The sequence below is a fragment of the Paenibacillus sp. FSL M7-1455 genome (assembly GCF_038004655.1).
Taxonomy (GTDB): Bacteria; Bacillota; Bacilli; order Paenibacillales; family Paenibacillaceae; genus Paenibacillus_AQ; species Paenibacillus_AQ cookii.
Genome location: NZ_JBBORO010000001.1, coordinates 3,695,588 through 3,707,700 on the forward strand (window position 1 = coordinate 3,695,588; position 12,113 = coordinate 3,707,700).

Annotated in this window: 15 protein-coding genes; 1 reads left to right on the top strand and 14 read right to left on the bottom strand. The window is 52.2% G+C overall.

The window, feature by feature from the left end; genetic code table 11:
- Nucleotides 1-107: 107 nt before the first annotated feature.
- On the top strand, nucleotides 108-359 hold the full coding sequence (locus tag NYE48_RS16915; RefSeq protein ID WP_054819090.1) for a helix-turn-helix domain-containing protein: 252 nt from the start codon (nucleotides 108-110) through the stop codon (nucleotides 357-359).
- 2 nt (nucleotides 360-361) lie between these two features.
- Here NYE48_RS16915 and NYE48_RS16920 read toward each other — a convergent pair whose 3' ends face one another.
- The 14 genes from NYE48_RS16920 to NYE48_RS16985 form a co-directional block, all read right to left on the bottom strand.
- Nucleotides 362-484, bottom strand: coding sequence for a hypothetical protein (locus NYE48_RS16920; protein WP_340999532.1), 123 nt, complete (start codon nucleotides 482-484; stop codon nucleotides 362-364).
- Nucleotides 485-538: 54 nt separating this feature from the next.
- Nucleotides 539-2,380 carry a reverse transcriptase/maturase family protein gene (locus NYE48_RS16925; RefSeq protein ID WP_251536729.1) on the bottom strand — a complete coding sequence of 614 codons (1,842 nt, stop codon included), beginning with the start codon at nucleotides 2,378-2,380 and terminating at the stop codon, nucleotides 539-541.
- A gap of 564 nt (nucleotides 2,381-2,944) precedes the next feature.
- Entirely contained in the window at nucleotides 2,945-3,787 is an 843-nt protein-coding gene (locus NYE48_RS16930; RefSeq protein WP_251536402.1) for a hypothetical protein, read from the bottom strand.
- A gap of 66 nt (nucleotides 3,788-3,853) precedes the next feature.
- Complete coding sequence (locus NYE48_RS16935) at nucleotides 3,854-4,159, bottom strand: glutamyl-tRNA amidotransferase (RefSeq protein ID WP_432806745.1); 306 nt, start codon at nucleotides 4,157-4,159, stop codon at nucleotides 3,854-3,856.
- Nucleotides 4,159-5,928 carry a VirD4-like conjugal transfer protein, CD1115 family gene (locus NYE48_RS16940; protein WP_251536397.1) on the bottom strand — a complete coding sequence of 590 codons (1,770 nt, stop codon included), beginning with the start codon at nucleotides 5,926-5,928 and terminating at the stop codon, nucleotides 4,159-4,161. The genes NYE48_RS16935 and NYE48_RS16940 overlap by 1 nt, the downstream gene beginning before the upstream one ends.
- A complete protein-coding gene (locus NYE48_RS16945) occupies nucleotides 5,915-6,106 on the bottom strand; it encodes a hypothetical protein (RefSeq protein ID WP_080835107.1) in 192 nt (63 codons plus the stop codon). The genes NYE48_RS16940 and NYE48_RS16945 overlap by 14 nt, the downstream gene beginning before the upstream one ends.
- A gap of 39 nt (nucleotides 6,107-6,145) precedes the next feature.
- Nucleotides 6,146-7,051: an ArdC-like ssDNA-binding domain-containing protein gene (locus NYE48_RS16950; protein WP_251536395.1), complete on the bottom strand. Its 906-nt coding sequence runs from the start codon at nucleotides 7,049-7,051 to the stop codon at nucleotides 6,146-6,148.
- Nucleotides 7,048-7,944: a PcfB family protein gene (locus NYE48_RS16955; protein WP_251536393.1), complete on the bottom strand. Its 897-nt coding sequence runs from the start codon at nucleotides 7,942-7,944 to the stop codon at nucleotides 7,048-7,050. Before NYE48_RS16955 ends, NYE48_RS16950 begins: the two co-directional genes overlap by 4 nt.
- A complete protein-coding gene (locus NYE48_RS16960) occupies nucleotides 7,862-9,277 on the bottom strand; it encodes a relaxase/mobilization nuclease domain-containing protein (protein ID WP_251536390.1) in 1,416 nt (471 codons plus the stop codon). Before NYE48_RS16960 ends, NYE48_RS16955 begins: the two co-directional genes overlap by 83 nt.
- A gap of 14 nt (nucleotides 9,278-9,291) precedes the next feature.
- Nucleotides 9,292-9,651 (bottom strand): plasmid mobilization protein, encoded by a 360-nt coding sequence (locus NYE48_RS16965; RefSeq protein ID WP_251536388.1) that lies wholly within the window; start codon nucleotides 9,649-9,651, stop codon nucleotides 9,292-9,294.
- 281 nt (nucleotides 9,652-9,932) lie between these two features.
- Complete coding sequence (locus NYE48_RS16970) at nucleotides 9,933-10,250, bottom strand: type II toxin-antitoxin system RelE/ParE family toxin (RefSeq protein ID WP_080835118.1); 318 nt, start codon at nucleotides 10,248-10,250, stop codon at nucleotides 9,933-9,935.
- Nucleotides 10,228-10,518 carry a type II toxin-antitoxin system Phd/YefM family antitoxin gene (locus tag NYE48_RS16975; RefSeq protein ID WP_041052551.1) on the bottom strand — a complete coding sequence of 97 codons (291 nt, stop codon included), beginning with the start codon at nucleotides 10,516-10,518 and terminating at the stop codon, nucleotides 10,228-10,230. Before NYE48_RS16975 ends, NYE48_RS16970 begins: the two co-directional genes overlap by 23 nt.
- 164 nt (nucleotides 10,519-10,682) lie before the next feature.
- Entirely contained in the window at nucleotides 10,683-11,633 is a 951-nt protein-coding gene (locus tag NYE48_RS16980; RefSeq protein ID WP_213529389.1) for a DUF3991 and TOPRIM domain-containing protein, read from the bottom strand.
- A 49-nt stretch (nucleotides 11,634-11,682) separates the two neighbouring features.
- Entirely contained in the window at nucleotides 11,683-11,967 is a 285-nt protein-coding gene (locus tag NYE48_RS16985) for a hypothetical protein (RefSeq protein ID WP_213529390.1), read from the bottom strand.
- Nucleotides 11,968-12,113 lie beyond the last annotated feature (146 nt).

Consider the following 12,113-nt stretch of genomic DNA (forward strand, 5'->3'; position numbering starts at 1 on the left):
TCTCTATTTTATTGCGTAAATCGGTTTATTTCATTTTAATGCGATATTCGCATTAAAACAACGATGCACTCACGTACAATTTTGCTTGTAATGTGAGGTGCATATAAATGAAACATCGTAAAGAACCGCCAGGCGACAAAAATATAATCGGCGTGAGAGTCGTTGCCATCCGCAAGGCAAAGGGGATGAAACAGAAGGAGTTTCTCGCCAGACTGCAAACGGCTGGCCTTGACATCAGTCCTACCAGTCTTTCGCGTCTGGAAGGGCAGTATCGGCTTGTCCAAGACTACGAAGTCGTGGCGATTGCCAAAGCGCTGGATGTTTCCGTCCGTGAATTGCTGGGCGAAGAATCGGAATGAAGCTACAGCCCCATCATTTCCCTCACCACCCGGTCCGCCATTTTGACCGTCCCCACGAGTACCAGCATGTTGAAAAGTAGGGTAAGCGCCCAGCGCCTTGCCGCATTGCGGCGGCAGGTTTCCAAGCGCTCCCCTCCGAACCGGACGTACACCTCTCGATGTATCCGGCTCTCCAGAAATCAGTCTAAGTTTCCAGCGTGCAACTGTACGTGGCAGTGTTCGCAGAGAGCCATCGTTTTACGCCTTCGCGCAATCATGGTTTTCTCCCACTTTTTCCTGCCCTTTAGGTCTTTTAGCTTGCGGACATGGTGAATATCCATGTCCACATTTTCCGCTCCGCACCATTCGCACTTTTTTGCCTTTAATCTTGCAATCAGGCTGTTTGGACTGCTGTTGGCGTAAACCTTTGGTTCAACGTCAACATTTCCGGCATCAGCTTCGTCAATGCGACGGAAGCCCTCGTTGTATAGCAACATCACTTTTGAGCCGGATTTTGTTTCGTATTTCACGCCATAGTCCTTGCCCATTCTGTATTTGTCCTTGATTGCACCAACACGGGTCTTGTATTTCGCGGCAAATGTTTTGAACATGCTGTATTTCATGATATAACCAAAGTTACTCAGCACGGACACATTGTCCGCAATCTTGTAATAGTTATACAGTCCCCGTATTTCGGCGTTATACTGTTGCAAGATTTCAAGGTCGTCATTGTGGAATAGATGCGTCCGATGGAACGGTTCCCACACCTCACGATTGCCGTTTCTCGCGTCATAATGGATTTTTAACGCGCCGTAAGAAATCAGCTTGTTCACCCATTTTTCCTTTGGGACATACAGCTTGATCCGCTCGTTATACACACGGCGGGTCATGCCGTTTTTGTCTGTCTTGATGTCCTTGGAACGGTTGGAATAGATGTCAAAGCTGAGAAAGCGCGCTTTATCTTTTGCATTTGTTACCAGCGTCTTTTCTGCCGATAGATCCAGTTTCAGGCTGTCCTTGAGGAATGCTCCCACTTCGGTCTTGATGGTTTCTGCGTCCCGCTTACTTCCGATGACGCCAATCAGAAAATCGTCCGCGTAGCGGATATATACCACTCTACGGTAAGATTCATCCATTTGGTTTGTGCTGTCTACGCTCATCATCTTGGCTCGCGTTTCGCGGAGTTCCCTTTGTGCCTGCTTCTTTTGCTCATCCGTCAGGGCTTCCCATTTCTTCTTGCTGTATTTCCTGCCGCGCAGATAGTCAAGGTGTCCCCGATAATGGTTGTATTCGCAGCTTCTCACACGCTTTTTCCCGGAATTAAATCGTCCTGCGTATTGCTCCATGAATTGGTCCAATTCATTCAAGTAGATGTTCGCAAGAATGGGACTCGCTCCGGAGCCTTGGGGTGTGCCGGACAAGGTATTGTGATAAATCCAATTTTCCATATAGCCGGCTTTCAGGAACTTCCAAATCAATCCCAGAAAATGCTCGTCTTTGATTCTGCGGCGAAGCAGACTGACCAAAACGTGGTGGTCTATGTTGTCGAAACAGCCGCGTATATCTCCCTCAACAAACCATTTCACGCCTGTAAAGCGGGTTTTGACCTCCAATAACGCTGTATGGCAGCTTCTTTTTGGTCTGAATCCGTGGGAGTGTGGCGAAAAAGTACCCTCATAGATACTCTCCAGTATCATGCGGATAACCTCTTGCAACAATTTATCGTCGAAAGAGGGAATCCCCAGCGGGCGTTTCTTTGTCGGGTCGCTGTTTTTTGGGATATAGGTTCGTCTTGCAGGGTTCGGTTGGTAACTGTAATTTTTGAGTGACGCGATCAACTTGTCGATCCGTTTGAGACTCATTCCATCGATTGTCGACCCGTCCGTTCCCTTTGTCATGTTGCCAGCCGTGGCATAGATGTTCTGATAGGCTTGCAAATAGAACTCCGGGTTGTACAGGTTGCGATACAGCCTTTCATAGCGGTAATCGCTGATGCACGCTTTTGACCGTAGACTTTCCAATACTCGATTAGGACTCCTCATCATGCCTCACGCACCTTTCCTTATCTTGTATTGGATGATTTCCTGCCGCCCTTCGCCATGTAGACGCCATTAACGCCCTCGGACTACTACGGTGGCTCCGTTGCCATGCCGGATTTTCAGCGTCATCTCTCTTGGCTCCCGCCTTGAGATTTATCACCTTTTGGCATTACGCATAGCTGTAAACAGCGTTCCGGTTTAGGCAATCTCCGTTTAGGTTTACGGAAACACAGCTTGTTGTGATGTCGGATGGGATTTTCGCCCGTTACTCGCTTATTGCGATTGGTCGTCACGGATATATCGCGGTTGGAAAGCTCATCGTTCCTTCCGCCGTGACGCACGGCTTCTCAATCATCCTTACGCCGTCGGCTCGGCTATGCCCCCTTGGGCTATCCTTGAAGCAGTATAGCTTTCATCCTCGTTCACAACATTTCATCTCGCCGCTCAGTCGTGGATAGATGATTTCTCCAACTCGCGGCTTCACCAGTATGCTGCACTCCCCGTCAGGTTTCCCCTCCGGATAAACTGGTCGATGACAGCGCGGCGCGTAATGCGCCCGTTATATCTTTACGCTGCTGCCTTGCCAAGGGCAGGATTCCACATAAACCCGTGCACAGGCTTTGTGCCCATGCTTACGGACGCACTCAACTCTCCGATATAGGTCCACACCATCGTGACTGCACCCGCGCCTTCATCGACCGCCGGGGGAGCGGAGGCAAAGGCGGAGTAGATGATGCAGGCGAGTACGATAATCGCTCCCTCCAGACAAGCGGCAGCATATCCTTTGAGAAACGATTTGCCGATATTTTGGCTCGGTTCCCCAGCAAAGGCGGACAGCGGAACGGGAGCGATCGCTGTATATAAATAGATGCGAAAAAAACGCCCGTACACCGAGAGAATCATCACAAAAGACAACACCGTGATGAACAGACTGCCCAGAAGGGAGACGACCCACAGCGGAATGCTTTGCCAAAAGCCGACGTCTTCAATCGCTTTTACAATGGTGTTCGGCAAAGTCATGGCCTCCGTCTTTCCGAACCCGGAACGTCCCATCATCGTGGAGATGATTCCCTGAACAATGGTAAACAGCGCCATCATGAGCTCCAGCCCGTAGGTGACGACCGCTTTGGCCAAGACAAAACGGATAAACAGCTTGACAGCCATCTCCGGCTTTTTCATTTCGGCAAAACTGCCGGTCGTCTTCACCACGCCAATCACAAAAAACAAGACCAATAGCGCCAGTCCCGTCGCCTGCAACGCGCCATGAATGTCGGTAATGACGCGCCAAACGCCGCCGCCTTTGAAGTCGGCCGGCGACTCGGTAACGAGTTGCCAGATTTCGTTCATTTTCTCGTTCCATGTATCGAGCGCATGTTCGAGATTGTCAATAATCCAACTGTTCTTGGCCATATTCTCACCCCTTTCTGTAAACGGGGAACAGACAAACCGTCCGTTCCCCTCATTTGCGACTCCCGTTTATCCGGCAATCAGGGTAAGAATTTCCTTCGTGAAGGTAATGATAATCCCGCCGGCGAGCGTCAGGAACCCGTTCGCCCGCTGGGAAGGGTCGTGAGACTTGAGCGACAATCCGATCTGGACAATGCCGAAGCCGAGTATGATCATGCCGATGGCCCGGATTAAGCCGAATATGAAGGTGGACAAATTATTGACCGTCGTCATCGGATCGCCCTCGGCATAAGCGGTGGGGACGAATACGGTTCCCGTTAACATCAGCATGATGTACAGTGACAGCAGCCGTTTCCTTTTGAACTTCAATTTCATCATTCCCTTCGTAAAAATAGCGACTCCATGTCTTCTTCTGACAGAAGCTCGTACTCTCCGTTTTCATGAAGCAACACCTTTCGCCAATCCAAAGCGTGTTCCGTGCCGCCATGCTGGTAGGGGAGACCGCTGCCATCCGTCGTGAGCTCGACATGGGGATGCCTGAGCAAATCGTACTTGTCGTCCTGAACAGGACGCTCGCCGCGAATAAAGAGCAAGGCATGACGATTATCGAGGAACCGCACCTCATCGGGCGTCAGCAAGTCGCGGCCGGACAACTGATAGTTGATCGAATAACTGCCGCTGCGTCCCTTGCTTTGGCCGTATGTGTTCGTGTCGATCGTTTCCTTGCCCAGCAGTTCCGAGACGTATTTGTGGGTGGATTGTTCATTGCCGCCCAGGTACAAAAACACGTCGCAGTTCCCCACGATTGATTCCCACGACTCCTTATACAGCGCTTTGAGCTGCGCTAAATTTTGCAGGATGATGGAAACCGAAATCTCGCGGCTGCGCATGGTGGAGAGCAGCTTGTCGAATTCATCGGGCAAGGCGACGTTGGCAAATTCGTCCATCACGAAATGCACGTGCACGGGTAAGCGTCCGCCATGCCGGTAGTCGGCCTCATACATCAGGCATTGAAAAAGCTGGGTGTAGAGCATCCCGACGATGAAGTTGAAACTGCTGTCGTTGTCGGGAATGACGGCAAACAGCGCCGTCTTCTTTTCTCCCATGACAGCCAGATCCATTTCATCGACCAAGCTCATCCCGGCGATCGAATGCAAGTTGAACTTCTCCAGCCGAACGCCGAGGCCGATCAATATCGATTTGGCCGTTTTCCCCGCTGCCAGCTTGAAGATGTTGTACTGTTTGACCGCCAAATGCTCCGGGTCGCGCATGGCCAGCCGTTCAAACAACTCGTCCAGCGGACTTTGGTAGGTTTCGTCTTCTTCCCGCACCTCGGCGGCAGCGATCATCTCCATCACCATTGGAAAATTCTGTTCCTCCGGCGGCGCTTCATAGAGCAAATACAACACGAGCGCCTCCAGCAGAGCCGTTTCGGACCGTTCCCAGAACGGGTCGTTCGTGTTGCTGCCTTTCGGCGTCGTATTGCGAATCAGGTTGGTGACCAGTTTCAGCACATCCTTGTCGTCGTTCAAATAGGCGAAAGGGTTGTAGCCGTGGGAGCGGTGCGGATTGATCAGGTCGAGCACCTTGATGTCATACCCTTTGGCTTTGAGCAGATGGCCGGTATCGCGCAAGATTTCGCCTTTCGGGTCAAGAACGACGAACGACGTGTTCGCTTGCATGACGTTCGGTTTGGCGTAAAACCGCGTTTTGCCGGAGCCGGAACCGCCTACGACAAGTACATTCACATTCCGGCGATGCTTGCGGCCGTCGAGCCCGATGCAAACCTGCCTGGTTAAAATTTTGTTTTGTCCCGGCTGCTTGCTTCTATATTTGGCGCATATGCTTTTCGCCCGGCCCCAGCGGGCGCTGCCGTGCTCCTCCCGTCGTCGATAGTTTCGCGGGGAGGCCAAGTAAATACAGACGCCGAGTCCATAGGCCAGCGTAAAAATGAATAGGCAGCGCGGCGTATCGTCTACCCACTGAATGTCGAACGGGTGATTGATCACCGCGCTGAGATGCTCCACAATCGCCGGCAGCCCCCCGGAAAGTGCAGGGGCGGTGAGCAATGCCGCCCAAACGACGGGAATCAAAAAAATCGCAAAGAGTATCAAATGACTCCTTGCGGTTTCAACGCGCCTCATGATGGCTCCGTCGTTTATGTTTTTGATAGGGGGCTTCAATTGTTTTGAGCAACAGATCATCGACGGCATCGGTGGGGCGCTTCTCGCCGATCAAATCGTTTCGCAGCGCATTCAGCGCATGCACCACAATGCCATGCTCGTAATGATCCAAACATAAAATCCGTTCTTCTTCCTTCACAGGCGCTCCCTCCCTGAGCAAAATAGAACTTGACGGCGCTTACCTTGCCGGTTCCGTCCGTAGTTGTTGCCGCTGCTGCGCCAGCATCCGGTTCATCCTGCGGGCCATGTCATGCGCGGTATCCTTCATCACCGTCAGTTCGGTGCGAATGTGCTGCGGCTCGATGTTCTTCAGCTTCTCCGGCATACGATGGAAGCGAAAGGAAGACGTGTCTACGCCAAACTGTTTGCACAGCATGTAAGAGGCGCAATATGCATGGGACGTAAAATCGGAACGGCTGTATCGGCCATCGCCGCGATCCAGTTCCGCATGCGCCAGCTCCTGCGCGAGCGACCGGAAAATATCCCCGGCATCCAGGCCGCGGCGGATGACAATATTTCTCGTGTCCGGCTGGTATAGTGCATGCATTTCCGGCGGCATCGCATCGCCGATGACGATTGGAACAGGAGTGCGATCCATCAGCGCTTTGATACGCAACCGGTCGTCCGGATAAGTCGGTTGTTCCCGTTTTGGGTTGGCCGTCGTTTGCGCGATGTCGAACATCTTTTTGAGGTTATAGCTGATGCCGGTGCTGCCGTCTTCCCTCCGGTACTCCTCGCCCGGCTCCAAAATGTAAAAGCCGGTCTCCTTGCGGCGAATAAAGACGCCTTGTTCCTTCCACGAATCGAAATCGCCGATGCGGGTCGCCTCCGGCCGCTGCATGAGAATCAGAAGCGCATTGGAAACGCTGTAGCGGTCGAAACGGCTTTGTACATCCAGATACCGCTGAAATTCATTGCCGCTGTGCGAGATGGCAATCGTAGCTGCATCAATCGTCTCATAGGCCCATTGCCTGAGTTCCTGCTTTTTATGCGCCCACGCTTCCTTATCAAAAGGCTGCTCGGACGATTTCGCGGAAGTATGGCCGGATGCTTCCTGAAGGAATAAATCGTCCAAATTGCTCATTTGGCTTTCCCTCGCTTTCGGGTTCCGATTGGTTTGGTTTTGCCCGTCTTCGCTTTTTCAATATGTCGCTCATTTCGCTTGGTCAGCGACGGCTCCTTGATGATCTGACGTCGTTCTTTCTCCGCCTTCCGATTTTCTTCCCGGATCTCGCGCAGCAGTTCACGGATCGATGGCCGCCGCGGCGTTGTCCCGGCTTCCGGTTCAATCATACCCCTTGCGGATGCTTCGCTGCGCCCGGAGATAGGCTCGGACGGATGGGGCGGCTCCGTCGTCGCCGTCATGGGGTTTGGGTTGCCAGTTTCCGGGGAAGTGGGCTGCGTCGATTCGGGCTTCTGCATCAGTTCGTCCAAAAAATCGTCGGTGCTCTTCTCCACAGAAGTTCCCTTGACCGCCGCTCCTTGTACCTCCGTCTTCTGCCAGGTTTGGTCCGATGCTTGTTGTTGACGCTCCCCGAACGCTGGATGGTCCTGCTGTTTCCCGGCGCGGGAGTTTTCAATTTCGCTTTTAATACTGGCCGTATCCACGGTCGCTAGTTTGAAGCGCTCGACAATGCGGTTGATTTTGGATGCGTCCTCGGCCCGCACCATCACGTCGCATAACCCATCGACATTCTTTTTGTCCCGCAGGGCACAGTACAGAACGCCGTAACGTTTGGCCTCCTTGCAGAAGGTAGGCAAGTCTTCGTTTTTGACGGCAAATACTTTCAATTCCTTGCCGCTGCGGAGCAGGCTTTCCAAACGGATGCTGCCCTTCGTCCGCTTCTGCCCTTGCAGGGCGGCAAACAAATAGATGGCCAGATGCTTAGCGCCTTCACCGGAAATCTTGGCCATCACCTCGATGCCCCGCAGACTCATATTGACGACCTGATCGGCCGCCTCGGCTCCACTGCTCATGGATGGAATCCTCCCTTCGTAATGATTGATTTTGCCTGGTGCCACGAAGTACAGTCATCATTTCACCGGATCGGGCAAGGATACCCGCACACAGCTTCACCTCCTTTCGGAGCGTGGCAAGCCGCTTGGATAGTACGGCTATTTGCTCTTTGTAAGCAACGATCTGGCTTTCCTCCTTGCAGCGGCGAAGACGGTTGTACAGCGCTTTGCGCTCGCCGTAAAGCAAGCGCATCTCTTGCCGGGTGACAGATACATAGTCCAAAAGCTGATCCTTGCTGGAAATACGGTGCTGACAGAGCAGCTTGGTCTGCGCGGTAATAACCGCCAAATGCCGCAAGTCTTCACGCAATAAAAAATGCGTCCTTCTCACGGACGCACGAAAATGAGGCAGTATGCCCATCTCATATAAGTAGCGCAGGTACAATGCTTGTAAGCCGCTGAACTTCCTGCCGGATCGAAGCGTTCCTTTGCAAACGGCGCGCCTGCGTCGCGGCATGGGCAGAGGCTGTGATTTACGGGGAATGCGATTTCGTAAAATCCGCTGTTTCAGAGCATCTTCCGTATAGTCGTCTCCCAAGCTGCGCAAACGAACGAAACGTTCCTTGCCCGGTGGACGAACCGCCATATGCTTCACGGTCGTTTTCACTTCATAGCCTTGCTTCTGCAACGCGGCGATAAACTGGGTCCATGTCATCGATGCCGCAATCGCCTGATCTACATCGGTCCTAATCAATCCTCGCCAAGTCGGCTTTCCTTCCTGATCCGCTTTCCATTCTCCGTAGTGTTTGGCCTTGCCCGGCTCGGGCTGCTCAATTACTGACAATGCATGTTCCCGGCATAACCGGTCGGATGTTCTCCGCAGAAGGGCGTAGGAAGCTTTGTTGTCGTAGTACCTTTTACCGTCGATAAAGGAGACGGAGTTCAGCACAAAGTGATTGTGCAAATGCTCTTTGTCCAAATGGGTCGATACGACGACTTCAAAGCGATCTCCCCATAGCTCCTGTGCCAGCTTGACGCCGATGGTGTGCGCCATTTCCGGCGTCGTTTCGCCGGGTGCAAACGCTTGGTATCCGTGAAACGCGACGATGCCATCCATCTTTTGAAATTGACGCTTGGTGCGCTGCATTTGCTCGTAAGCGGTAAGCGGATCGCAATTGATTCCGCTCACATAAAGCTGTTCTTCCGTTTTGGCATCTGCTTTTGCATATCCCAGCACCTGCCGCAAGCCTTCATTCTTCACGGCGCGATCTTGCGCTGTTTTGTCGGGATTGGTGGCGTAATCAATCACGCGCTTCAATCGGTCGGTGACATCCCATATCGCCGTTGTCGCCATACGTGACGCCCCCTTTACGGCGGATGAACATTTGGGGTCGCTTGCTTGGTTCTTCGTTCCGGCGCAGTCACGGCCTGTTGAATCTGTTGGACGGCGAGGCGCAACCGATCTGCCTCCTGTTGAAAAGTGGCCCGATCCAGATGACCTGTCGAATGCGCTTTCGCCGCCAGTTGATTGAGATTGTTGCCGATGGCGTGAAGCTCGCGCATCATGGCGTAATAATCCGGCGGCGGCAGCGCCTTGGGCACATAACCATTGATAAGCGTGCGAATAAACGCCTCCTGAGAAAGTCCCGATTTTTTCACTTGGCTGGCAAGGTGCTGCCGCTCCTTTTCATTCAAGCGTACAAGAACGGAAATGGAACGCTTCCTCATCCGATCACCCCTTTCAAACACAAGCTTCCTAAAGCGATTTTCGTCGCCACGAATAACACGATCTTATCCCATTCAGTCATCAAAAAGATGGCGTCGAAACGGAGGGGGTCTTAGGGGCTTCGCCCCTAACAAGCGAATTTGGCTAGCCAAATTCAGTGCTTGCTGCAACACGAGACATTCGTCTCGCGTTGCCTTCAAAGCACCTGCCGGGAAAAAGAGGGAACCCCAAAAACACAAAAAAGACGCCGATCCGCTCGGGCGTCTTCCGCAGAACTTTTTTGTTATCGCACCAACCAGCGGTAATCCTGGCGGCAGTCTACAATGAAATCGACATACACGATTTCATCCTGAATCTGATACAACACCAGATACCATTTATCTACGAACATTTTGTGATACTTGTTTGACGGGATAAATTCCGCTTCGAGAAAAGGATAACGTTCCGGCATTTGCGCCAAGGAACGTATCGCATGCAGCAATTCGTTTTTCGTTTTTCGCGCGGCATCCGGATTTTTTTCCGCAAGGAATCGCACATGAACCGCCAGCATTTGGCGGGCGCGATCGGAAACGACGATCTTATATCGGGGCATCTTTTCCATGCTGAACCTCGTCAATAATGCCCTCCAGGTAAGCGTCCAGTTCATCCGGCGTCACACCAGCACGGCCCGCCAAACGATCCTCTTGCACAGCGAGCAGTTCTTCGCGCAGCTTTAACATCTTCTCGCGACGGGAAAACGTCTCAATGTCCATCACGACGAGATCGCCTTCACCGTTCTTGGTCAGATAAACCGGTTCCCCGGACGATTTGCATAGATCGGCGATTTCATTATAGTTTTGCCGGATACTGGCGGAAGGCTTGATAATCATCTTGGTCACTCCTTGCATAGCTGTATATTGATTTTATTATACCTATTACATGCTATACAATCAATGCGGTTGCGCTTATCCTCAATCTATTCACATCTTATCCACATGCTGCGAAAATTTTCCGTAACCCAAAAGAAAAGACACCAACCGTTCAGCGTCTACCGCTATCGGGATGGTTCACCGCGTCTTCGTCGGAATTCCATCAATTCGTTGTTTACATCCTTTCCGAACTTAGGCGGCTCATCGGATATGAGAAGGGTGGGGGAGAGGAGCCTCTGTATCGTGGCTGCCGCCAATCGCCCCGGCTCATCATTATCCAGGTGCAGAACAAGTCGATTTACTTGGGGAAAGCACTTCAAGTAATGCGTTAGGGCAGACGGAGGAGTAGAGTCCTCCCCATTTGTCCTGGGCCTGTATATTCCGGCCAGCGACAGCTTATGCGCCTGCCGCCAATCCCGGCCGGCGAGATGTTCCAGTGTACAGTAGGATAAGAGATCAATAGCGCTCTCAAACAGATGCAGTTCCGTACTGTTTGTCGAGGCCGGAATGGAAAACGAATACCGCTTGTCGCTGCCAACGGCTTCCCCCATATAACGGGTGCTTGTCGTACCGCGTATCGCCGCATAGCGCGGCGTCCCTTCCTGGTCAAATCCGACGAATACCGCGTTGTGATAGCGTCGGCTTTCATACAAGCGCCCCGTTTCGAGACAGTAGTCGATCAACGTGCGATGGATACCACGTTTGCTGAGATAGGCCATGACGCGATGCGATGTATGATTCGGTTCGGGAAGCTCAAACCGCGCTGGAGATGAGCGTTGTTGCAAAGATTGCGAAAATGCAGGTGCGCTGCCCGGATGAACGCCTTCAATTTGCAGCACCGCATCGGGAAAAGACATGCCCCGCACTTTGATCAAATAGTCCAGCGCCGAGCGTCCGCCGATCCCCCTTGACCACCAGTACCATTTGCCGTTGGAAATTTTCAAGCTGTCGTGTGTCCGGGTGGTGTAGACATTGCGGGAGCATCGGACCAGTTCTGCCGGCTCGTGCATATGCAAATATGTGAGCAGGTCCAGTCTTTTGGCACGTTCGATCTGTTCCTTGTTTACATAGCTCATTGCCGCAGCTCCTTTTGGAAATCCAGGCAGCGTCCGATGGGTATATGGTTCATCGTGCCTTACCCCTCTTTTTGGGGTACGTATAAGCTCTGCCTTCCTTCAACTTCGTAACGCCTTTCTTTTTCATGAATGAGTCTAAATCGCCTTCATGAACTTGACTGGTCACCCCGTTTGAGTCGCGGATGTAATAATACGTGTCGCCAAATCCGTTCTTCTCTTTGGATATCAACTCCAACGATGGCACGGTTTCTCCCTCCTCGATCAAGCCGGTTCCGTAACCAAAAGGCGGCAAAATCGGACAAAAGCATCCGCCGCTTGGGATGGCATACAACATGTTCATTCCTCCGGAAATAAGAAAAGGACCCCGAAGCTGGAGTCCAATTCATCATGTGATTTTACCTTTAACGGACGGGCATATCTTCGATCTGTGAAATGCTCGCACCGATACCATGTTCTTTTCCGTAATGGTCAGCAAGAAGT

What these genes read in the sequence shown, in the direction of transcription:
- NYE48_RS16915 (WP_054819090.1), top strand. Translation starts at nt 108, where the DNA reads ATGAAACATCGTAAAGAACCGCCAGGCGACAAAAATATAATCGGCGTG.
- NYE48_RS16925 (WP_251536729.1), bottom strand. Translation starts at nt 2,380, where the DNA reads ATGAGGAGTCCTAATCGAGTATTGGAAAGTCTACGGTCAAAAGCGTGC.
- NYE48_RS16930 (WP_251536402.1), bottom strand. Translation starts at nt 3,787, where the DNA reads ATGGCCAAGAACAGTTGGATTATTGACAATCTCGAACATGCGCTCGAT.
- NYE48_RS16935 (WP_432806745.1), bottom strand. Translation starts at nt 4,159, where the DNA reads ATGAAATTGAAGTTCAAAAGGAAACGGCTGCTGTCACTGTACATCATG.
- NYE48_RS16940 (WP_251536397.1), bottom strand. Translation starts at nt 5,928, where the DNA reads ATGAGGCGCGTTGAAACCGCAAGGAGTCATTTGATACTCTTTGCGATT.
- NYE48_RS16950 (WP_251536395.1), bottom strand. Translation starts at nt 7,051, where the DNA reads ATGAGCAATTTGGACGATTTATTCCTTCAGGAAGCATCCGGCCATACT.
- NYE48_RS16955 (WP_251536393.1), bottom strand. Translation starts at nt 7,944, where the DNA reads ATGAGCAGTGGAGCCGAGGCGGCCGATCAGGTCGTCAATATGAGTCTG.
- NYE48_RS16960 (WP_251536390.1), bottom strand. Translation starts at nt 9,277, where the DNA reads ATGGCGACAACGGCGATATGGGATGTCACCGACCGATTGAAGCGCGTG.
- NYE48_RS16965 (WP_251536388.1), bottom strand. Translation starts at nt 9,651, where the DNA reads ATGAGGAAGCGTTCCATTTCCGTTCTTGTACGCTTGAATGAAAAGGAG.
- NYE48_RS16970 (WP_080835118.1), bottom strand. Translation starts at nt 10,250, where the DNA reads ATGGAAAAGATGCCCCGATATAAGATCGTCGTTTCCGATCGCGCCCGC.
- NYE48_RS16975 (WP_041052551.1), bottom strand. Translation starts at nt 10,518, where the DNA reads ATGATTATCAAGCCTTCCGCCAGTATCCGGCAAAACTATAATGAAATC.
- NYE48_RS16980 (WP_213529389.1), bottom strand. Translation starts at nt 11,633, where the DNA reads ATGAGCTATGTAAACAAGGAACAGATCGAACGTGCCAAAAGACTGGAC.
- NYE48_RS16985 (WP_213529390.1), bottom strand. Translation starts at nt 11,967, where the DNA reads ATGTTGTATGCCATCCCAAGCGGCGGATGCTTTTGTCCGATTTTGCCG.